Raw genomic sequence first — 22,198 nt, forward strand, 5'->3', positions numbered from 1 at the left:
TGAAGACGACGAGGTAGATAGGGCAGAGGTGGAAGCGCAGTAATGCGTGAAGCTGACTGTTACTAATAGGTCGAGGGCTTAACCAAGAGGTTTAAGGTGTAGGTTTTGGAAAGAAAAAAGTATTAACTGTATGCAGTTTTGAAGGTACAACGATAGAGAGACCATCACGAAAGTGATGGTCTTTTTGTTGTATAGGAAATTAAGATTTACACATTAGACTAATCTTTCGGATAGTTCCATTAAAAGCTCAATTTGTTATAATCGTAGTTAGGATAGTTTCAATGGCTTTTTGGAGGAATTAGATGTCTAAAAGTATAAAGGACGTGAATACAAAATATATTTGTCCGCAGAAAGCAGCGCATAAGTTTCGATCAGCCAGAAAATTACGTACACCGCTATATCTTTATGGTGTGACTGGGGTTGGAAAAACAGCATTGATTCAGAATAGTCTTCATCAGAAGCAGTATTTGTATTATAGCGCAGAGAAAACAGATGCAGACCAGATTCAGGTGAAAGAACGTGCAACAGAACAGATCGTAGTGATCGATGATTTACAGAGTGTGACAGATACGGATTCGAGGGAAGCGTACTACGACAAGATTCAGGAACTACTGAAAATGGAACAAGTATGGCTGATTCTGATTGCCAGATGTCCGTTTCCAAGGTGGCTGCTTCCGCTGCGTACGAAATATATATTTGCGGAAATCGAAGAAGACGATTTTTTATTTTCTCTGGAAGAACAGAAACGATATGTAGAACAGTATGACTTGCATTTGTCAGATGAGCTTCAAGAAGAAGCATGGAATTTGGGAAGAGGAAATCCTTTGTCGTTGCTGTTTTTTGCCATGGAAAAAGGAGATCTGGAACAGACACAGAAACGGGAATGGGATTATATTGAAACTCATATATATGATCAGTGGAGCGCAGAACTACAGGATTTCTTTATGAGTGTTTCTGTTGTGGAGACATTTACAGTGGGTATGGCCGCCATGCTTACAGGAAGAAATGATGTGGAAAAACTCATTTTTCAAGCAGAGGAACTTGGAAATTTCTTTGACATCCGTGGAAATGGTGGAATTTGGAAATGCAGATGGGAAATGAGAAAATCCATGCAGCAGCGGCTTCGGAGAAAGAGGACGACAGAACAGATTAATCGTCTGTATTATACAGCAGGACTATATTATGAATTAGAGGATCGGATTCCGGAGGCGCTTTTCATGTATGAACAGTATCATGATATGGAAAGTATTTCACGGCTGCTGGTATCCAATACAAGAAAAGACCCATCCAATGGCCATTATTATGAACTTCGAAAATATTACCTGGAATTGCCGGAACAAATGATTGAAAACAATCCGGCGCTGATGGCTGGAATGAGTCTGCTGCATTCGATTCTCATGAATGAAGAGGAAAGCGAACGGTGGTATGGAAAACTGGAGGCCTATTTAGCTTCTGCCACCGGAGGCGCGAGAAAAGAAGCCATGAGCAGATTGGTGGATCTGCAGCTTACGTTACCTCATAGGGATACCGAAAATATGGAAGAAATCTTGAATCGTGCGGAAAAACTGATTCGTGAAAGAAAGATTGAATTACCGGAAATCTCGGTAACGGGAAATATGCCATCTGTCTTAAATGGAGAAAAAGATTTTTGCAATTGGGTAAAAGCAGATAGAAATTTAGCGATAGAGCCTGGACAGAAATTCGAGTTTGTACTTGGAAAGAGCGGAAAAGGGTTGCTGTCTATTGCAATGGCAGAATGTTATCTGGAAAAAGGAGAGGACATTTTCAAAATCTTTTCCTATGCGGAAAAAGGAAAAATGGAAGCAGACAGTGTAGGCAGGCTGGAATTGGTGTTTGTGGGACTGGGAATTCTGGCATGGATGTCGATTCTGAAAAAGGATGCAGAGAGCGCTGAATCGGTTCTGATGAGCTTTCGGGAACGAGCACAGAAAGAAAATCCCAATTTGCTGCCTAACATCGATGCATTCCTGTGCCGGGTTCATTTATATGAGGGCAAGGATATTTCTGATTGGCTGGAAAAGGCACCGGACGAACACAAAGAATTTTGCATGATGGACCGGTTCCAGTATTTAACCAAAGTGAGGGTCTATCTTCAAATGGAAAAATATGGAGCAGCCTATGGATTATTGCAGCAGATTCTATTTTATGCAGAGAAAATGAATCGAAACTATATTTCCATGGAAGCAAAATTTCTACTGGCAATTGTGCAATATCGCATGGGACAGGAAGCATGGAAAGAAACATTGCAGACCTGCATCAGTCAAGCGGAAACTTATCATTTTGTACGGATTTTCAGCAGGGAAGGGTCAATCCTCTATCCGCTGATGAAATCAGAGACATTCGTGTGGAAAGACAAAGAATATCAACGTCAAGTATGTGACGAGTGTTTTCAGATGTGGAAGGCATATCCTGCGTACTTGACGGATGATCAGGAAGCGAAGATTTCGTTAAGTGAAAATGCACTTCAGATATTAAAAATGCAGTCGGAAGGATTGTCAGCGGCAGATATTGCGGAAAAGCTGAAATTATCCGAAGCGACGGTGAAATATCATTGCAGGGAAACTTATCGGAAACTGGGAGTAAAAAATAAAGCTGCGGCAATTACAGAAGCAAAAAAGCGAAAGTTGATTTAGGAGGGAACCAATGAAGAAACGAATATTGAGTCTTGGAATTGCATGTTGTCTGGTGTTCAACGCGTTGCCTGGCGCGGTTCGAGCAGAGGGCGAGGAGCCTTTTGTGCAGGAAGAGGTGGCGGAAGAGACAGAAGCAGAGAGCGTAGAACCGGAAGTGTCGGAGGAAGAAGTGTCGGAGAAAGAACAGTCTGAACAGACAGAATCGAAAGAAAAATCTGACGCGGCGGAAACAACGGAAGAAATCGTAACACCGGAGGAAACCGATTCAGAGAATCCGGATGCGGATCTGGAAGAACCGGGAGAAGCAGCAGACGAAGAAGCAACTGTGGAGGAGGAAACAGAAGACACAATAACTCCGGAAGAAGCATCTGTGACGGAAGATCCAACAGCGTCGGAGCAGACAGTACCAGGGACGGAGAACGTTGAGACTGCGGAAGCAGAGGAAGCGGCTATAAGTACACTTGCAGCAGAGCCGGTGGGCGAAAATGTGATTGCGTTGTTGGCAGAGGAGAAAGAACAAACAGTTATTACGGATAAAGAATTAGCAAATGCTTTGAAGAATAATAATGTAGACAAAATTTATATTAATGGAAACATTCGATATATGGATAGCATTGAGACAGATAAAGCAATTGTAGTTAAAGCGGATGCAACGTTTACATGGAGCGTTTATCAAGAAACATTTGAAACTGGCGGACTGACGATAGAAGCTGGCGGAACGTTTGAAGTAAAGCCTTCTGCTTTTCTGTCAAAGGCTGTTGTTAAGGGAATTGTTACTAACAATGGAACGGTGACGGTATCAGGAAAAGGAGAGTGTTTTTGGACTGCAGAAATGTCCGGCTCTGGACGATTTACAGCCATGCAAGAAACCTATATCAGTTATGGAAAAGTATCAGCTGCCATGTTAGAAGGAAAAAAGGCAGGTACTGATTATTGTATTAACATCTTAGATGACTTGAAAAAAGAGGCAACCGTTTCATTACCTTCTAATATGGAAGTAGGACAGACCATTACACCAATGGTAGGAAATTTGATTGATGGAGTAGAGCTGGCTAAAGTATTTAAATTTAAATGGATATATAAAAATTCGTATGAAATCTATAACGGTGCAGCAAATCCAACATTAACAAAATCTGGAGCGTTGAAACTTACTTTGTCTATGCAGACCGGCTATAAAATGCAACGGCTGGATGGATCAAATGGAAGTATCGATGCAACAGGTGAGGTAGCTCCAAAAGAATACGACATTCTTTATGTAGACCAGACGATGGGAAGCAATGATTATATTGGAAATGAAAAAGCAGCTCCTTTAAAGAGTTTGAGAATAGCAGCAGAAAATATCAAAGCAAATGGAACCATCATTTTATTGAGTGATTATACTGGAAGTGCTGAATTTAAGAAAAGCGCCACAGTAAAAAGTCAGGATGGAGAGACTTACAGCCTTGGACAGACCAATTATTCTTGGATTGGCGAGGACAGTGCCGATGTCACAGTTACGCTGGAAAATCTTACACTAAATAGGTTTGCTTTGAGCGATTATTCCACATCCTATGATGGGAAATTGGTGGTGAAGAACTGTAAGGGAACGATTCAGGATAAATCTAAGCCAATAAAAAATATAGAATTAGAAAATTCAGAGTTGTATGATTCGGTTAATAATGTGGAAAATCTGACACTTACGAATACAAGTATTAAAGGCAGAGTCTACACGAAGAATTTGACATTAATCGGTGAGAATACAATTACTCCTGTAAAAAATAGTCCAAGTCTTGTAGAGGGAACGCTCACTGGAGAAGGAACACTTCAATTCAATATAGAAAACCCAGAAAAGTGGGGTTATGTACTGGAGGTAAAAGAAGGTACAGAGACAGATGCACTTAAGAAACTGCAGTTGATGGATTCAAAGAATGATCAATTCAGGTTGAAAATTTACAAAGCATATAATGGAACTTATATCAGCGTTGCAGAGCGTGTGACAGCCGATGGAACTATAGCGGTAGGAAAGGAACCGGCGCTGCAGCAAGAAGTAGATATGAAAGAATATTTTCGGGCAAATGGTTCTAAATATTTGAGTAAATCGTCTGTTTGGAGCGGATATGCGGATAAGGAAAATAAAAAATGGACTGCAGGTGATACACCGGAACTGACAGTGACGATTCATTTATATGATGTTTATGCGCCAGACTACTTTTTTGACAATCAGTTCCAGCCGGATGCTATGAAGGTTTATTCCTGGAAAGATTTAAATACTTTTCCAAATTATACGGAAGAATATTTAAACAATTTTGCAAAGATTGTGGTGAAGGAAGGACAAGGTGCAAGTGAAGATGGAGATTCATTTACATTTACCATCGTGTATCCGGAAGTAACGCTTCTGGATCAGACGATCAATACAGATTGTTCTGACAGAACAGCATACTGTAATGATACTCTGGAAGCGCGCGAAGCAAAGGCAGAAACGACAATTTCTTACGAGAGCAGCGATCCGGAAATTGCATCTGTAGATGCAGTCACAGGAGTCATCACCGCACATAAGCCTGGAATTGTGCAGATTATTATAAAAGCAAAAGAGACAGAGTTTTACAAGGAAACCCAGGTAAGCTATCAACTGACTGTCAGCCATCATCCGGTAACTGCTCCGGAAGCAGTGTCAGGCTTAATTTACAATGGCAAGGCCCAGGCTTTGATAACACAGCAGCCGACTGCAGAAGGAACCATGATGTACAAGGTAAATGATGGCGAATGGCAGGAAGAACTGCCAACGGCATCTGTTGCAGGTACTTATACGATTTCTTATAAAGCCTATATGGGAGAGAAACATGGAGAAACGGAAGCACAGCATTTGGAAGTAACGATTCTTCCGAAGAAAGCTACGGTAACTCCGGACAGCGCATATAAGGTTCACGGTGCAGAAGATCCGGAACTTACCTGGACTGCAGAAGGACTGATTCCTGGTGACAGCCTGAAAGAGATTACAGTAAAGAGAGCTGCTGGTGACAAAGTGGGAACCTATGAGATCACCGCGGAACAGCAGGAAAATGCCAATTTGAATTATGATCTGACATTTGAAAAAGGAGTATTTACCATCATTCCGGCAGCAGCCGATGAGACACTGGAACTTGGAAAAGGCAGTGTGAGCCTGAAGACAGAAGCAGGGGAAGGCATTGGTTCCATAACGGCGGATGTCAGTGAAACAGAACTTCTCAAAATGCTGATGAAAAATGGAACCATCACATCGGAAGAACTGGTACAGTTGGTAAATGGGGCTTCCATGGAACTGGTATTTACTGTAAAGGAGATTACGTCCAGCATCAGTGAGTCATCGAAAGCACAATTCCAGAAGGTAGCAGGTGATTATACTATTGGCCAGTATCTGGACATCAGCATTTATAAATATCTGATCGTCAATGGTGTCCGTGGGGAAGCACAGCCGGTACATGAGACAGGAGAGAAAATTGCGTTGGCTATCCAGGTATCCGAGAGTCTGGCAGCTGCCAATAAAAATACGGACCGTACCTATCGACTGTTACGGAACCATGAGGGAACTGTGGAAATCATCGATGGAACCTATCTGGCAGATACGAAAACTTATAAATTTGAATCGGACAAGTTCTCTGATTATGCAGTTGCTTATAAAGATGTGACGAAGACAGCGTCAAAAACAGATAAGAAGAAACACCATAAATCCGGATCGTCTGCAAATGAGGCTGAAACGGCAGCAGCAGAAACAACAGCTGCAGCCAATGGAGTATCCGCAGCTGCAACCGGCGATCAGACGCAGGTAACAGGATATGGCGTATTATTCCTGATTTCACTGGCAGCGCTTGCAACGATGCTGCGAAGAAAACGGAAATTTTAATTTCTGAATATTTCTTAATTTTCTGAAAAACGCTTGCCCAAATCGAAGATATGTTCTATCCTAAGACTACTGATAGAATAGTAACGGAGGGGAACGTTATGAAAATGAGAATAAGAAAAAGCTGGTTTCTGCTGGGACTTTTATGTATTCTGCTGACCGTACCGGTGTTTCAGAGTATGGCAGCGGGCAGCGGAACCGTAAAAAACAGAGTACTGAATGTGCGTTCCAGTGCGTCAACTTCATCCTCCATTGTATGTAAGTTATCGCAGGGAACGAAAGTGACGATCCAGTCAGACACGAAAGGAACCGATGGCCTCAAATGGTATCAGATTTCCTGTACCTATAATGGAGCAAATAAAAAAGGTTACGTGCGTGCGGATCTTTTGAATGTGGCAGGAGATACATCCAATACCACATCTTCGAGCAGCAGTACATCTAAGCTGGTGGATGCAGATAAATTATATGTAAAAGCATCTTCCGTGCGGGTAAGAGACCGAGCATCTTTAAATGGTGAAGTGGTAGCAGGCCTGACGAAAGGAAGCGAAGTACACCCGAAAAAATCTAAAACGGGTGACGATGGCAAGGAGTGGATGAAAGTATCCTGCACGTTCAAAGGATCTAAAGTACAGGGATATATCCGTGCCGATCTTCTGACAAAGGATCAGCCCGCCGGTACTGCAACTGATAATACAAATGCGAACAACACCAGCAGTACGTCTTATAAAGAGGGAGATACTCTTTATGTGACGGCAACTGCAGTCCGTGTGAGAAAGCAGCCATCTACTTCAGAGACTGTAGTGGCCAATCTTTTGAAGGGTGATAAAGGATCTTATATTAAAGAAAAAAAAGGAAGTGACGGAAAGCCCTGGATCAAGATATCATTTACTATCAATGGTACGGAATATCAGGGATATGTGAGTGCAGAATATCTGACAAAGGACAGCTCTGCAGCCGGAACAAATACCGGTACTTCCAGCGATGATACAGATTATCGCTATGTGAATGTATCAGCAGTACGGGTTCGGAAGACCGCTTCTGATTCTGACAGTGTAGTAGCTAATCTTCTGCAGGGTGACAAGGTAAAATATAAGAAAGAGAAAAAAGGCGATGACGGAAAACAGTGGACGAAGATTTCCTTCACTATGAATGGACAGACCGTTCATGGCTATGTCCATTCTGATGTACTGTCTAAGAGCCAGAACTCTTCCAATACATCATCTACGTCACAGACACAGAACAATGCTTCCCAGAGTTCCGGAAAGACCATGAAGGTGCGTCCGGCTGTGGCAAATGTTAGAGCTGCAGCAACGACAACTGCAGGAATTGCAGCCAAGCTGCCTTCTGGAACCCAGGTCAGTGTTGTATCGGAAAATACCGGAGCAGACGGTAAGAAATGGAGCAAAATTTCCTTCACATACAATGGAACATCCGCTACCGGCTACATCCGGTCTGACCTGCTCAATTAAAAATGAAATAGTAAGAATAGCCTCGGAACAATTTCCGGGGCTCTTTTTATATAAAACCGGGTGTTCAAGGAACCAAGTCCGTGTTATACTAGACAAATAAATGTATCGACAGGAGACAAACAGAACCGTGACATACGAAGAGATCAAAGAAGAAGTAAAAGATGCCAGTCTGGTGCTGATCGGTTTGGGAGAAGATCTGAATGGTGATTTGACTGGATTTTATGAGGCATTGACTGAACTTCTGAAACATAAAGACTATTTTATTGTAACATTAAAAGACCGGGAAGGACTGGAAAAAGCAGGAATTTTAAAAGAGCAGATTACGGCACCGTTGGAAGAACCGGATAATCAGGAAAGTTGGGACAAATATCTCCATTGGCTGTCCTTTACGCTGAATCAGAAATTATGCGTGCTGGAATTGGGTGTCGGTTTTGCACATCCGCAGCTGATTCGCTTCCCATTTGAAAAGACCGTATATTTTAATCAAAAAGCACGTTATATCCGTGTCAGTGAAAAGTTTCCACAGCTTTCTGCAGAGATTGCAGATCGTGGAACAGCAGTAAAAGAAAATCCTGTAACTCTTTTTGCAAAATAAAATGACGGATGAGGAGGACACACGATGATTGCGATTATTGATTATGATGCAGGCAATATCCGAAGTGTGGAAAAGGCAATGGCAAAGCTAGGCCAGGAAGTCTGGATTACCAGAGACCGGGAACGGATTATGAATGCAGACAAGGTGATTTTGCCTGGGGTTGGTTCTTTTGGAGATGCCATGGCACATCTTCGGGAGTATAACTTGGTAGAGGTTATCAAGGACGTGGTAGCGGAAAAAAAGCCATTTCTTGGAATCTGCCTGGGACTGCAGCTTCTGTATGAGTCCAGTGAAGAGACTCCTGGCGTAGAAGGTCTTGGAGTTTTAAAGGGAAAGATTTTAAAAATTCCGGAGCAGGAAGGATTAAAAATCCCACATATGGGTTGGAATTCCCTTCATTTACAGAATGATGGCAGACTGTTTCGTGGAATTGAACAAAATCCGTATGTTTATTTTGTGCATTCTTACTATCTGAAAGCGGAAGAAGAGGAAACCGTGAAGGCAACAACGGAGTATAGTGTGAAGATTCATGCTTCTGTGGAAAAGGATAATGTGTTTGCCTGTCAGTTCCATCCGGAGAAAAGCGGTGATCTTGGACTTCAGATACTGAAAAATTTCGCAGAGCTTTCATAGGAGGAATGACCCATGTTAACAAAGAGAATTATTCCCTGTCTGGATGTAAATAACGGACGTGTGGTAAAGGGTGTGAATTTCGTTAATTTGAGAGATGCCGGAGACCCGGTGGCAGTTGCGGCGGCTTATGACAAAGCCGGAGCAGATGAAGTGGTTTTTTTGGATATTACGGCATCTTCTGATCAGAGAAATACTGTGGTGGATATGGTCCGCAAAGTGGCTGAAAATGTATTTATTCCTTTTACGGTAGGCGGCGGTATCCGCACCGTTGAGGATTTTCGGGCACTGTTAAGAGAGGGAGCAGATAAGATTTCTGTTAATTCCGCAGCGATTGCAAGACCGGAGTTAATCAGTGAAGCCGCAGATAAATTTGGAAGTCAGTGTGTTGTTGTGGCGATTGATGCCAAGAGAAGAGAAGACGGAAGCGGATGGAATATTTACAAAAATGGCGGCAGAGTGGATGTTGGAATTGATGCGGTAGAGTGGGCCATGAAGGTTTGCGAGCTGGGAGCCGGAGAGATTCTGCTGACGAGCATGGACTGTGATGGAACAAAGGCAGGCTATGATATTGAACTGACCAGAACCATTGCGGAACATGTGCCGGTGCCGGTAATTGCATCGGGCGGAGCAGGCACGCTGGAGCATTTTAAGGAAGCACTGACCGATGGAAAGGCAGATGCGGCACTGGCAGCATCTCTGTTCCATTACAAAGAATTGGAAATTCGTCAGGTAAAAGAGTATTTACAAAATGCCGGACTTCCAGTACGTTTATAAAATAGTTACAAGAATCTGGAGGAAAAAATATGTCTGCCATATCCAATGACTGGCTGGAACCGTTGAGTCCGGAATTTAAAAAGCCGTATTATGCGAAATTATATAAGACTGTGAAGGAGGAGTATAGCACTCACCAAATCTTTCCGCCCGCAGATGATATTTTCAATGCATTCGCATTTACTCCATTGAAGGATGTAAAGGTTGTGATTCTGGGACAGGATCCATATCATAACAATGGACAGGCCCATGGACTTTGCTTTTCCGTGAAGCCGGATGTGGAGATTCCACCTTCGCTGGTCAATATTTATAAGGAATTACAGGATGATTGTGGATGTTATATTCCGAATAATGGCTATCTGGAAAAATGGGCCAGAGAAGGTGTTATGCTGCTGAACACAGTACTTACGGTGCGCGCGCATCAGGCTAATTCGCATCGAGGCATCGGTTGGGAAGAATTTACAGATGCGGCTATCCGGGTGCTTAATGAGCAGGACCGCCCTATCGTATTCATGCTCTGGGGAAGACCAGCACAGCTGAAAAAGTCCATGCTCAATAATCCGAAGCATCTGATTCTGGAGGCACCGCACCCAAGTCCCTTATCTGCTTACCGCGGATTTTTTGGATGTAAGCACTTCAGCAAAGCCAATGAATTTCTGAAAGCCCATGGACTAAAACCCATTGACTGGCAGATTGAAAATCGATAAACTATGAAAAACAGGAAATCAATTTGTATAGAAATATACAGGTTGATTTCTTTTTTGTATAAAAATATAACAAAAAGGCATATATAAGGCATAAAATTACTATTGATAAAAAATTAACGTTATGTTATTTTATTAACAATGAGCCGATCAGATATCGGACATTTTTTTTGCATCATGTTGTTAAATAAATAACAAGTATAGGGCAGACGAAAGGAGACCGTATGAGCAGAAAAATTACCATTATTGGGGCTGGAAGTGTAGGATCCACCATTGCATATTCTCTGTCACAGGAAGAGCTGGCATCAGAAATTGTTATGATCGACATTAACAGAGAAAAAGCAGAGGGAGAGGTTATGGACATTGAGCAGGGAACCTGCTTTAGAGAGCCGATCTCTATCATTGCAGGAGATTATCCGGATGCGAAGGATTCTGACATTGTGATCATCACTTCCGGAATCGCTAGAAAGCCGGGGCAAACCCGTATTGATCTGGCCCAGACCAATGTGAACATTCTGAAGAGCATTACACCGCAGATCGTAAAAGAGGCGCCGAATGCACTGTATGTGATTGTGAGCAACCCGGTAGATATTATGACTTATGTATTCACGAAGATTTCCGGTCTGCCTGAACGTCAGATCATTGGTTCTGGTACGATTCTTGATACGGCAAGACTTCGCTGTGGATTATCTGAAAAGCTTCAGGTGGCTCAAAAAAATATTCATGCCTATGTATTTGGTGAGCATGGCGATACTTCTTTTATTCCCTGGACAGGTGTATACGTTTCCGGCATTCATGTAGATGAGTATGTAAATGTTGCTCAGCGTATGGGAAAAGATATAAAACCGATTGATAAAGATGAAATGATCGAATATGTACGAAAATCCGGTGGTATCGTGATCGCGAAGAAGGGAGCTACCTTCTATGCGGTATCCAGATCGGTATGCCAGCTTTGCAAGACCTTACTGGCATCTTCAGAGACCGTTGTGACGGTATCTTCCATGATGCATGGCGAGTATGGCGTGGAAGACGTTTGCTTAAGTACACTGACGCTGGTTGGACCGAAGGGTATCAGCGGTAAGATTCCCATGCGAATGAACAAAGAAGAGACTGAAAAACTTCAGGCCAGTGCAGAAGCACTGAAATCTGTGATCGCACAGATCAACCTGTAAAATTATTTTTACGAGACAAAGAAAGGATCATCAGGCTATGAAATACAGTTATTATCCGGGCTGTACTCTGAAGAACAAAGCCAGAGATCTTGACGCTTATGCAAGAGCTTCTGCGGAGGCTCTTGGATTTGAGATGGAAGAGATCGAAGACTGGCAGTGCTGCGGCGGTGTATATCCGCTGGGCAGCGATGAGATCGCAACCAAGCTTGCATCCATCCGTGCACTTCAGGCTGCCAAAGAAAAAGGACAGGAACTGATCACCGTCTGTTCCGCCTGCCATCATGTGTTGAAGAGAGTCAACGATGATATGAAGCATGTGGAGGATATTCAGACCAGGGCCAACAACTATCTGAAGCTGGAAGAGCCCTATAAGGGAGAGACTAATGTGCTCCACTATCTGGAAGTACTCCGTGACCGGGTCGGATTCGATGCGATCAAAGAAAAAGTGACCCATCCGCTGACAGGCAAAAAAATAGGCGCTTATTATGGCTGTCTGCTGCTCCGTCCTGGAAAAGTTCTGGAATTTGACAATCCGGAAAATCCGAAGATCATGGAAGATTTTATCCGGGCACTGGGAGCAGAGCCGGTCATCTATCCTTATCGGAACGAGTGCTGTGGTGGCTATATCTCACTGAAAGAAAAAGAGATGGCAAAGAATATGTGCAATAAGATTGTGGAAAGTGCAGATGGTTTCGGTGCAGATATGCTGATCACCGCCTGTCCGCTGTGTATGTACAATTTGAAAAAGAATACCGTGGGCAATCTTCCTGTTTATTATTTTACTGAGCTTCTGGCAGAGGCACTAGGTGTGAAAGAGGAGGTGGACAACGCATGAATACAGTGAGCTCACAGGCTGAAAAGATCAAGGAAATCAGCGGTGTGAATCCGCTGAAGTGTATGAAATGCGGAAAATGTTCAGCATCCTGCCCGGCATTTGACGAGATGGATATCAAACCGCATCAGTTTGTGTCCTATGTGCAGAATGAAAATATTGAAGCATTGGTACAGTCTGAATCTCTGTGGAAATGTCTTTCCTGTTTTGCGTGTGTGGAGCGTTGTCCAAGAGATGTGAAACCTGGAAAACTGATCGATGCGGCAAGGCAGCTGGTGGTTCGACAGCGTGGACAGAATTATCTGACTGCAGATGAGATTCCGGAATTGCTGGATGAAGAACTGCCGCAGCAGCTTCTGGTCAGTGCATTCAGAAGATACAGGAGGTGACCCGATGCAGAGAATCGGAGTATTTGTCTGTCATTGCGGTAGTAATATCGCTGCAACGGTAGATGTGAAAAAAGTGGTAGAGATGGTGCTTCAGGAGCCGGGAGTGGTTCATGCAGAGGACTATCAGTATATGTGTTCTGAAGCTGGTCAGGCAAAGATTGCAGCAGCGATTAAGGAAAAAAATCTGACGGGTATGGTGGTCTGTTCCTGCTCACCCCGTATGCATGAGACTACTTTCAGAAATGCAGCAAAGAAAGCGGGCTTAAACCCGTATATGGTAGAGATTGCCAACATCCGTGAGCATTGTTCCTGGATCCATAAGGATATGGAAGAGGCAACCAAGAAGGCAGTGATTCTGGCGCGTGCTGCCATTGCAAAAGTCAATTTGAATGCACCGCTGACACCGGGAGAGAGTCAGGTCACTAAGAGAGCCCTGGTCATCGGAGGCGGTATCGCCGGTATCCAGACAGCCCTTGACATTGCAGATGCAGGTTATGAGGTGGATATTGTGGAGAAGACACCGAGTATCGGAGGAAGAATGTCGCAGCTTGATAAAACTTTCCCGACTCTGGACTGTTCTGCATGTATTCTTACTCCTAAGATGGTGGATGCAGCATCCAATGAAAAGATCACCATTTATACATATAGTGAAGTAGAAAAAGTGAGTGGATTTGTTGGTGATTTTACAGTAGATATCCGGAAAAAAGCAAGAAGCGTGGACATGGATAAGTGTACCGGGTGTGGTGTCTGTCAGGAAAAATGCCCGTCCAAGAAGATCCCGAGTGAATTTAACAGGGGACTGGGAAACCGCACAGCGATCTACACTCCATTTGCACAGGCAATCCCTAATGTGCCGGTCATTGATCGTGAAAACTGTATCAAATTTAAAACCGGAAAATGTGGTGTCTGTTCAAAAGTATGTCAGGCCGGAGCCATTGACTATGACCAGCAGGATGAGATTATTACGCAGAAATACGGCGCAATTGTAGTTGCTACCGGTTTTGATGTGATCAAACTTGACAATTATGATGAATATGCATACAGCCAGAGTAAAGATGTTATCACCTCTCTGGAACTGGAGCGGATCATGAATGCTGCCGGACCAACCAAAGGACATCTGGAACGTTTGTCTGACGGAAAGGCACCGAAAGAGATGGTATTCATCCAGTGTGTTGGAAGCCGTTGTGCAGACGACAGAGGAAAGAGCTACTGCTCCAAGATCTGTTGTATGTATACCGCTAAGCATGCCATGCTGATCCGTGATAAATATCCGGATGTCAATGTGACGGTATTTTACATTGATGTACGTACACCTGGTAAGAATTTTGATGAGTTCTACAGAAGAGCGGTAGAGCAGTATGGTGTGAATTATATCAAAGGACAGGTAGGAAAAGTAATTCCGCAGCCGGATGGAAAGCTTCTGGTGCAGGGAGTGGACCTTCTGGACAATAAGCAGATCAAAAAAGAAGCTGATATGGTCGTTCTGGCAGCTGCCATAGAACCAAATCCGGATGTGAGAAAGATTGCAACCATGCTGACCGCCAGCATTGATACCAATAATTTTCTGACAGAAGCCCATGCAAAGCTTCGTCCGGTAGAGTCACCGACCGCAGGAATCTTCCTGTCCGGTGTGTGTCAGGGACCAAAGGATATTCCGGAGACCGTCGCACAGGCAGGCGCTGCCGCAGTCAAAGTCATCGGATTGCTTGCGAAAGATAAACTGACCACCAATCCGTGTACGGCACAGTCCGATGAACTCTTATGTAATGGATGTTCGACCTGCGCCAATGTATGCCCGTATGGAGCTATTTCCTACGAGGATCATCAGGTCAATGATCATGGTATCCGTGAGACCAGAAGAGTGGCAGTGGTGAATGGAGCACTTTGTCAGGGCTGTGGTGCATGTACAGTTGCATGTCCGTCCGGAGCCATGGATCTGAAAGGATTCTCCAACAGACAGATTATCGCGGAGGTAGATGCAATATGTCGATAGAAAACAACGAAACAACATTCAGACCTAAGATTGTTGCGTTCTGCTGTAACTGGTGCAGTTATGCAGGCGCTGATCTGGCAGGAAGCAGCAGACTTTCCTATCCGGCAGATGTAAAGATCATCCGCGTTCCCTGTTCCTGCCGTGTAAATCCGATGTTTATTCTCCGTGCTTTTGAAAAAGGAGCAGATGGAGTGATCCTGTGCGGCTGTCATCCGGGAGACTGCCATTATTCAACTGGTAACTTCTATGCAAGACGCCGTATGACGTTACTGTTTTCCATGCTTGATTTTATCGGAGTGGAAAATGGCCGTACCCGTGTAGAATGGGTATCTGCAGCAGAGGGTGTAAAATTCTCACAGACGATGAATGAATTTGTAGAGAAGATCACATCTCTTGGCAGAAATGTGAGATTGGAGGATTTACGATGCAGGAACTGATAAAGAGGGCAAAAGAGCTGCTTGCCGATGGAACCGTGGCAAGAGTGCTTGGCTGGAAAGCCGGAGATATGCCCTGGAATCCGGAGCCGGCATATTTTGAGACCGAAGAAAGTCTGAAAGAGTTTGTTTACGACGGATTCTGCGGAGCGAATTTAAGTAAATATATGATTGAGGCATCTAAATTAGACGGAAAGACACTGGTCTGCCTGAAGCCGTGTGATACCTATAGTTTTAACCAGTTGATAAAAGAACACAGAGTAGATCGTGAAAAAGCATATATGATTGGTGTGGGCTGCAGAGGAAAGCTTGATATCGAAAAGATCCGCGAGACAGGCATCAAGGGAATCACAGATATCAAAGGTGCCCAGATTGAAAATGAGGCAGACACACTGACGGTGGAAACCCTGTATGGAGAGAAGACAGTAGAATATAAGGATGCCATGTTATCCCGCTGTCATGTGTGCAAAGGAAAAGAGCACAAGATTTACGATGAACTGATCGGTGAGTCCAGAGAGACCAAGGATGCAGACCGTTTTGCAGAGGTAGAGATGATCGAGGCTATGAGCCCGGAAGAGAGATTTGCATTTTTCCAAAAAGAGCTGAGCAAATGTATCCGCTGCAATGCCTGCCGAAATGTCTGTCCTGCCTGCAGCTGCAGAAAATGTGTGTTTGACAGCACAAAATTTGACAGTGCCCAGAAAGCAAACAGTGATTCTTTTGAAGAAAAGATGTTTCACATTATCCGTGCCTTCCATGTGGCAGGCCGGTGTACGGACTGTGGAGAGTGCAGCCGTGTCTGTCCCCAGGGAATTCCGCTTCACCTGTTCAATCGGAAATTTATCAAAGATATTGATCAGTTTTACGGCGAATACCAGGCCGGTGAAGATACTGACAGCAAAGGTCCGCTGACCAATTATACATTTGATGATGTGGAACCCAGCATTGTGGGAGAAAGGGGATAATGGATGTATAAGATTAAAAAAGAAAATCTGACGGCATTATTCCGTGCCATTGCAGCAGAACAGGAATTGTATGTACCGGTAAAATCTGCCGGAAAAGTGAATTTTGGTCCTTGGTCTGAGGATGCCGAGGTAGATATAGATACATTAAAAAGCGTAAAGTCTCCGAAAGATATTTTCTTCCCCCAGAGTGAAAATCTCTATACCTGTGAGCGGGAAGGCCGGAAGCTGAAAGTAGAGCCGGAAGCGTTAAAAGAGCAGAAATTTACGGTATTTGGCATGAGAGCCTGTGATGTACAGGGTGTGAAGGTACTGGATCAGGTATTTTTAGCAGAACCGGTGGATAGTTTCTATGCAGCGAGAAGAAAACATGGAACTATGGTGGCAATTGCCTGTCACGAGCCGGAGGAAAGCTGTTTTTGCAAAGTATTTGGTATTGACTGCGCAGAACCGGCTGCAGATGTGGCGGCCTGGTTCGCAGGAGAAGAATTGTACTGGAAGGCTTTGACGGAAAAAGGGGAGCTGCTCACAGAACAGGTGAAAGTGCTGCTCACGGAAGCAGATGCATCAGAGGAACAGAAGATTGAGCAGGAAAAGAATAACATCCGCGAAATCGTGGAAAAGCTTCCATATACGCATCTTTCGCTGGAAGGCTGGGATGGAAATGCCACAGAGAAACGATTTGACTCTCCACTGTGGGAGGAGCTTTATAAGCCTTGTCTGGCTTGTGGTACCTGCACTTTTGTATGCCCGACCTGCCAGTGCTATGATATCAAAGATTATGATACGGGACATGGGGTGAAAAGGTTCCGCTGCTGGGATTCCTGCATGTATTCCGATTTCACCATGATGGCACACGGCAATAATCGTACCAGTCAGATGCAGAGATTTCGTCAGCGCTTTATGCATAAGCTGGTGTATTTCCCTGCAAATAATAACGGCATGTATTCCTGTGTTGGCTGTGGCCGCTGCGTGGAAAAATGTCCGTCTGCCCTGAATATTGTAAAAGTGATCAAAGCATTTGAAAAAGAAGGGGGAGAAAAGGCATGAGCGAATGTACCTGTCATAAAAATTATACAGAAGATGTGCTGATCCCTCAGGTTGGAGTGATCACCGATATCCGCCAGGAGACACCGGATGTAAAGACGTTCCGGGTCAATGCTCCGGAGGGTGGAAAATTATTTGAACATATGCCTGGACAGTGTGCCATGTTGTGTGTACCAGGAGTCAGTGAGGGAATGTTTTCTATTACTTCCTCTCCGACAAATAAAGAATATCAGGAGTTTAGTATCAAGAAATGCGGAAGCCTGACAGAGACGCTGCACAGTCTGGAAGTGGGAGATGAGATTACCGTCCGCGGACCTTATGGCAATCATTTTCCAGTTGAGGATCAATTGAAAGGTAAAAATCTGCTGTTTATTGCCGGAGGTATTGGACTTGCACCACTTCGTTCTGTGATCAATTACGTACTGGACAACCGGGCAGATTATGGAACTGTGGATATCTTATACGGATCCCGTTCGGCAGATGACCTGGTACAGTTAAAGGAAATACAGGAAGTCTGGATGAAAGCGGAGAATGTCAATGTGTATCTGACGATTGACCGGGAGCAGGAAGGCTGGGACGGTCATGTAGGGTTCGTTCCGACCTATTTAAAAGAGATTGGATTTGATACGGACAAGACAGCTCTTGTATGTGGGCCGCCTATTATGATCAAGTTCGTACTTGCAGGACTGGAAGAACTTGGATTTTCCAGAGACCAGGTTTACACCACACTGGAGCTTCGGATGAAATGCGGTGTTGGTAAATGCGGCCGCTGCAATATTGGAACCAAATACGTGTGCAAAGACGGTCCGGTATTCCGCTGCGATGAACTGGATGAGATGCCTGCGGAGTACTAGAGAAAGGATGACAAAAATGGAAAATATGGTAAATGTCTATTTCTTCGGTAAGAAATACAGTGTTCCTGCAGATCTGACCATTATGACTGCCATGGAATATGCCGGATATACATTAAAGAGAGGATGCGGCTGCCGCCACGGTTTCTGCGGTGCCTGTGCAACCATTTACAGAATCAAGGGAAAGAATGAGCTGAAGACCTGTCTGGCCTGTCAGACACAGGTACAGGAAGGAATGTATGTGGCAAGCATTCCCTTCTTCCCGACAGATAAACGAACTTATGATATCAATGATCTGAAGCCTGGCCAGCAGGTGATGATGGAACTTTATCCGGAGATTTACAGCTGTATCGGCTGTAATGCCTGTACCAAAGCCTGTACCCAGGATCTGAATGTTATGCAGTATATTGCTTATGCACAGAGAGGCGAACTGGAGAAATGTGCAGAAGAGTCCTTTGACTGCGTCAGCTGTGGCTGCTGTTCTGTACGTTGTCCAGCAGAGATCTCTCATCCGATGGTGGCACTTCTGGCGAGACGTCTGACCGGCAAATACATTGCTCCGGAAGCAAAGCATCTGACGAAACGTGTGGAAGAAATTCATGAAGGAGCCTATGATGATCTGATTGAGCAGATTATGCAGAAGCCGCTCACAGAGATGCAGGAACTTTATAACAACAGAGATATCGAGAAATAAGGAGGGCATGAAACATGTATGCACCATATCCGGAAAATATGATGGAATCGGTCAGAAAGGTAGAAGCGACGAGAGCGGAGCGTATGAAGACGGAGCCGAGACGACTGACAGCAGAGGAAAAAGATGCTCTTCTGAAACAATTCCATCCAGACTATAATCCCAATGCATTTGCAGAAATTAAGGTCGGACCGAACAAAGGTCAGAAAGCGCCGTTGGAATTGGCAGAGATGCTGCATTCCACGAGTCGGCTGATTCATGAAAAGATTGACCTTACAAAAATTGATTATGATGTGGATGTGCTTGTAATCGGCGGCGGTGGAGCAGGTTCTTCCTGTGCCATTGAAGCACATAACGCAGGCGCAGACGTTATGATCGTAACCAAACTCAGAATCGGCGATGCCAATACAATGATGGCAGAAGGCGGAATCCAGGCAGCAGACAAGGAGAATGACTCTCCGGTGCAGCACTATCTGGATTGTTTTGGCGGCGGACATTTTGCGGCAAAACCAGAGCTGGTAAAGAGACTGGTTATGGAGGCACCGGATGCGATCAAGTGGCTCAATGAGCTGGGAGTTGAGTTTGATAAAGAGGCAGATGGAACGATGATCACCACCCACGGCGGCGGAACTTCCAGAAAGAGAATGCACGCAGCAAAGGATTATTCCGGATCTGAGATCATGCGTACCATCAGAGATGAAGTTCTGAACCTGGGAATTCCGGTGGTTGAATTTACTTCCGCCGTGGAACTTTTAAAAGATGAAAAAGGACAAGTTGCCGGAGCCGTTCTTCAGAATATGGAGACCGGTGATTATCTGGTGGCAAGAGCCAAAACAGTCGTGATCGCAACCGGTGGTGCAGGAAGAATGCATTATCAGGGCTTCCCGACTTCTAACCACTATGGAGCAACAGCGGATGGTCTGGTGTTAGGATACCGTGCCGGTGCAGCATTGCTGTATCAGGATTCTATTCAGTATCACCCGACGGGAGCTGTGTATCCTTCTCAGATCCTTGGTGCACTGGTAACAGAAAAAGTACGTTCTGTCGGTGCTCAGCTGGTCAATGCTGAGGGCGAAGCGTATATTCATCCGCTGGAGACCCGTGATGTGAATGCTTCCGGTGTTATCCGGGAGTGCAGAGAAGGCCGTGGTGTAGAAGTTCCGGGCGGACTCAAAGGTGTATGGCTGGATACTCCGATGATTGAGATCCTTGGAGGAGAAGGAACGATTGAAAAACGTATCCCGGCCATGTTCCGTATGTATATGAATTACGGAATTGATATGAGAAAAGTGCCGATCGTGATCTATCCGACCCTTCATTATCAGAATGGAGGACTTGAGATCAATGGAGATGGATTTACAAAAGAAATCCCGAACCTTCTGGTTGCAGGAGAGGCAGCAGGCGGAATTCATGGAACCAACCGACTGATGGGCAACTCATTGCTGGATGTGATCGTATTTGGCCGTAATGCGGGTAAAAAAGCAGCAGCAAAATGCAAGGATGTCGAGCTTGGAAAGCTGAATCTGGATCATATTTATCATTATGAAAATGAATTGGAGCAGGCAGACATTCATACAGGAAAAATGTCACCAATGCTTCTGCCGAATTATGCGAGACATGAGCGGTAAGAATTAATATAGAACGGACAGACATCGGGGATTTGTATCCTGTGTCTGTCCGTGTTACAATAGATAAAAAGTTCCATAAGAGGAGGTTTGTCATGATACGTGAAGTAAATGTCAGTCAGCTCACGGATGTGGTCGAGAGACTGTGCATCGAGGCAAATGAGCATCTTCCGTCCGATGTGAAATGTGCCATTGAACATTGCCGCGCCTGTGAAGACGGGGAGATTGCCCAGGGGGTACTCGATAATATCATTGAAAATTATAAGATTGCAGATGCCGAAAATGTACCGATTTGTCAGGATACAGGTATGGCCTGTGTGTTCCTGGAGATTGGACAGGATGTACATCTGACAGGTGGAGATCTTGCAGAAGCAATTGATGAAGGTGTCCGCAGAGGTTATGATAAAGGATATTTACGAAAATCCGTAGTAAAAGATCCGGTACGCAGAGGCAATACCGGAGACAATACGCCGGCTATGCTCTATACAGAGATTGTGCCTGGTGACAAGATCAAAGTGACTGTCGGCCCGAAGGGCTTTGGCAGCGAAAATATGAGCATGATCCGTATGTTCAAGCCTTCAGCAGGACTTCAGGGAATCAAGGATTTTATCCTGGAAGTCGTAGAAACCGCAGGCCCGAATCCCTGCCCGCCTATGGTGGTCGGTGTTGGAATTGGAGGAACCTTTGATAAATGTGCGCTTCTGGCTAAGAAAGCTTTGATGCGTCCGCTGGATTCTGAAAATCCGGATCCCTTCTATGCAGATCTGGAAAAAGAGATGCTGGAGAAGATTAATAGGCTTGGTATCGGACCCCAGGGCTTTGGAGGAAAGATCACGGCGATCGGACTGAATATCGAGACTTTACCGACCCATATTGCAGGTATGCCCTGTGCAGTCAATATCAACTGTCATGTGACACGCCATAAGACGGAGGTGATTTAGATGGCAGCAAGAAAGATTACATTACCATTGACGGAAGAACTGGCAAAGACCCTGCATGCAGGGGACAGCGTTCTCCTGACCGGCACCATCTATACGTCCCGTGATGCAGGACATAAGAGAATGTGCGAAGCTCTTGCAAGAGGCGAGAAACTTCCCTTTGATCCTACGGATGCGACGATTTATTATGTAGGTCCTACACCGGCGAAACCAGGACAGGTCATTGGAAGTGCAGGACCGACCACCAGCGGACGTATGGATGCCTATGCACCAACCATGATGTCGGTAGGTGCCCGCGGTATGATCGGAAAAGGAGCAAGACTTCCGGAAGTAGTGGATGCCATGAAAAAATATAGCGGCGTATATTTTGGAGCCATTGGCGGAGCCGGAGCACTGCTGGCAAAATGTATCAAGAAATGCGAACTGATCGCATATGAGGATTTGGGTGCAGAAGCTCTCAGAAAATTGTATGTAGAAGATATGCCGTTGGTTGTTATTATTGACAGTGAGGGTAATAATCTTTATGATGATGGAAGAAAAGCGTATCTGAAAGATCACGAAGCGTAAATAGACAGATAAAAT

19 protein-coding genes and 1 rRNA gene are annotated in these 22,198 nt (G+C 44.6%); all 20 read left to right on the forward strand.

Annotated elements, in window-relative coordinates; genetic code table 11:
- Positions 1 to 86 (forward strand): 23S ribosomal RNA (locus ACZMB2_RS10775); the annotation flags it as partial.
- A gap of 216 nt (positions 87 to 302) precedes the next feature.
- Positions 303 to 2,654 (forward strand): helix-turn-helix transcriptional regulator, encoded by a 2,352-nt coding sequence (locus ACZMB2_RS10780; protein WP_487596754.1) that lies wholly within the window; start codon positions 303 to 305, stop codon positions 2,652 to 2,654.
- Between the two features lie 10 nt (positions 2,655 to 2,664).
- The gene (locus tag ACZMB2_RS10785) at positions 2,665 to 6,513 is read left to right on the forward strand and encodes an MBG domain-containing protein (protein WP_487596755.1); all 3,849 of its coding nucleotides are present in this window, start codon (positions 2,665 to 2,667) and stop codon (positions 6,511 to 6,513) included.
- A 98-nt stretch (positions 6,514 to 6,611) separates the two neighbouring features.
- A complete protein-coding gene (locus tag ACZMB2_RS10790; protein WP_487596756.1) occupies positions 6,612 to 7,979 on the forward strand; it encodes an SH3 domain-containing protein in 1,368 nt (455 codons plus the stop codon).
- A 127-nt stretch (positions 7,980 to 8,106) separates the two neighbouring features.
- Positions 8,107 to 8,574, forward strand: a complete 468-nt coding sequence (locus ACZMB2_RS10795) for a hypothetical protein (protein ID WP_487596757.1) — start codon at positions 8,107 to 8,109, stop codon at positions 8,572 to 8,574.
- Between the two features lie 24 nt (positions 8,575 to 8,598).
- Positions 8,599 to 9,207, forward strand: a complete 609-nt coding sequence (gene hisH / locus ACZMB2_RS10800; protein WP_487596758.1) for an imidazole glycerol phosphate synthase subunit HisH — start codon at positions 8,599 to 8,601, stop codon at positions 9,205 to 9,207.
- A gap of 12 nt (positions 9,208 to 9,219) precedes the next feature.
- A complete protein-coding gene (gene hisF / locus ACZMB2_RS10805) occupies positions 9,220 to 9,981 on the forward strand; it encodes an imidazole glycerol phosphate synthase subunit HisF (protein WP_487596759.1) in 762 nt (253 codons plus the stop codon).
- A gap of 29 nt (positions 9,982 to 10,010) precedes the next feature.
- Positions 10,011 to 10,685, forward strand: coding sequence for a uracil-DNA glycosylase (ung, locus tag ACZMB2_RS10810; protein WP_487596760.1), 675 nt, complete (start codon positions 10,011 to 10,013; stop codon positions 10,683 to 10,685).
- A 221-nt stretch (positions 10,686 to 10,906) separates the two neighbouring features.
- A complete protein-coding gene (locus tag ACZMB2_RS10815; RefSeq protein ID WP_487596761.1) occupies positions 10,907 to 11,854 on the forward strand; it encodes an L-lactate dehydrogenase in 948 nt (315 codons plus the stop codon).
- A 37-nt stretch (positions 11,855 to 11,891) separates the two neighbouring features.
- Positions 11,892 to 12,689, forward strand: a complete 798-nt coding sequence (locus ACZMB2_RS10820; protein ID WP_487596762.1) for a CoB--CoM heterodisulfide reductase iron-sulfur subunit B family protein — start codon at positions 11,892 to 11,894, stop codon at positions 12,687 to 12,689.
- Complete coding sequence (locus ACZMB2_RS10825; RefSeq protein WP_308460009.1) at positions 12,686 to 13,075, forward strand: 4Fe-4S dicluster domain-containing protein; 390 nt, start codon at positions 12,686 to 12,688, stop codon at positions 13,073 to 13,075. The genes ACZMB2_RS10820 and ACZMB2_RS10825 overlap by 4 nt, the downstream gene beginning before the upstream one ends.
- A gap of 4 nt (positions 13,076 to 13,079) precedes the next feature.
- Positions 13,080 to 15,068 carry a 4Fe-4S binding protein gene (locus tag ACZMB2_RS10830; RefSeq protein WP_487596763.1) on the forward strand — a complete coding sequence of 663 codons (1,989 nt, stop codon included), beginning with the start codon at positions 13,080 to 13,082 and terminating at the stop codon, positions 15,066 to 15,068.
- Positions 15,059 to 15,505 carry a hydrogenase iron-sulfur subunit gene (locus tag ACZMB2_RS10835; RefSeq protein ID WP_117498309.1) on the forward strand — a complete coding sequence of 149 codons (447 nt, stop codon included), beginning with the start codon at positions 15,059 to 15,061 and terminating at the stop codon, positions 15,503 to 15,505. Before ACZMB2_RS10830 ends, ACZMB2_RS10835 begins: the two co-directional genes overlap by 10 nt.
- Positions 15,493 to 16,467 (forward strand): 4Fe-4S dicluster domain-containing protein, encoded by a 975-nt coding sequence (locus ACZMB2_RS10840; RefSeq protein ID WP_487596764.1) that lies wholly within the window; start codon positions 15,493 to 15,495, stop codon positions 16,465 to 16,467. Before ACZMB2_RS10835 ends, ACZMB2_RS10840 begins: the two co-directional genes overlap by 13 nt.
- A gap of 3 nt (positions 16,468 to 16,470) precedes the next feature.
- Positions 16,471 to 17,514 carry a 4Fe-4S dicluster domain-containing protein gene (locus ACZMB2_RS10845; protein ID WP_487596765.1) on the forward strand — a complete coding sequence of 348 codons (1,044 nt, stop codon included), beginning with the start codon at positions 16,471 to 16,473 and terminating at the stop codon, positions 17,512 to 17,514.
- Positions 17,511 to 18,365: an FAD/NAD(P)-binding protein gene (locus tag ACZMB2_RS10850; RefSeq protein ID WP_487596766.1), complete on the forward strand. Its 855-nt coding sequence runs from the start codon at positions 17,511 to 17,513 to the stop codon at positions 18,363 to 18,365. The genes ACZMB2_RS10845 and ACZMB2_RS10850 overlap by 4 nt, the downstream gene beginning before the upstream one ends.
- 16 nt (positions 18,366 to 18,381) lie before the next feature.
- Positions 18,382 to 19,056: a 2Fe-2S iron-sulfur cluster-binding protein gene (locus ACZMB2_RS10855; protein WP_118771381.1), complete on the forward strand. Its 675-nt coding sequence runs from the start codon at positions 18,382 to 18,384 to the stop codon at positions 19,054 to 19,056.
- Between the two features lie 14 nt (positions 19,057 to 19,070).
- Positions 19,071 to 20,681 carry an FAD-dependent oxidoreductase gene (locus tag ACZMB2_RS10860; RefSeq protein WP_487596767.1) on the forward strand — a complete coding sequence of 537 codons (1,611 nt, stop codon included), beginning with the start codon at positions 19,071 to 19,073 and terminating at the stop codon, positions 20,679 to 20,681.
- Between the two features lie 92 nt (positions 20,682 to 20,773).
- On the forward strand, positions 20,774 to 21,619 hold the full coding sequence (locus ACZMB2_RS10865; RefSeq protein ID WP_487596768.1) for a fumarate hydratase: 846 nt from the start codon (positions 20,774 to 20,776) through the stop codon (positions 21,617 to 21,619).
- Positions 21,620 to 22,183, forward strand: coding sequence for a Fe-S-containing hydro-lyase (locus ACZMB2_RS10870; RefSeq protein ID WP_118771379.1), 564 nt, complete (start codon positions 21,620 to 21,622; stop codon positions 22,181 to 22,183).
- Positions 22,184 to 22,198 lie beyond the last annotated feature (15 nt).

Source organism: Hominiventricola sp., assembly GCF_057604405.1.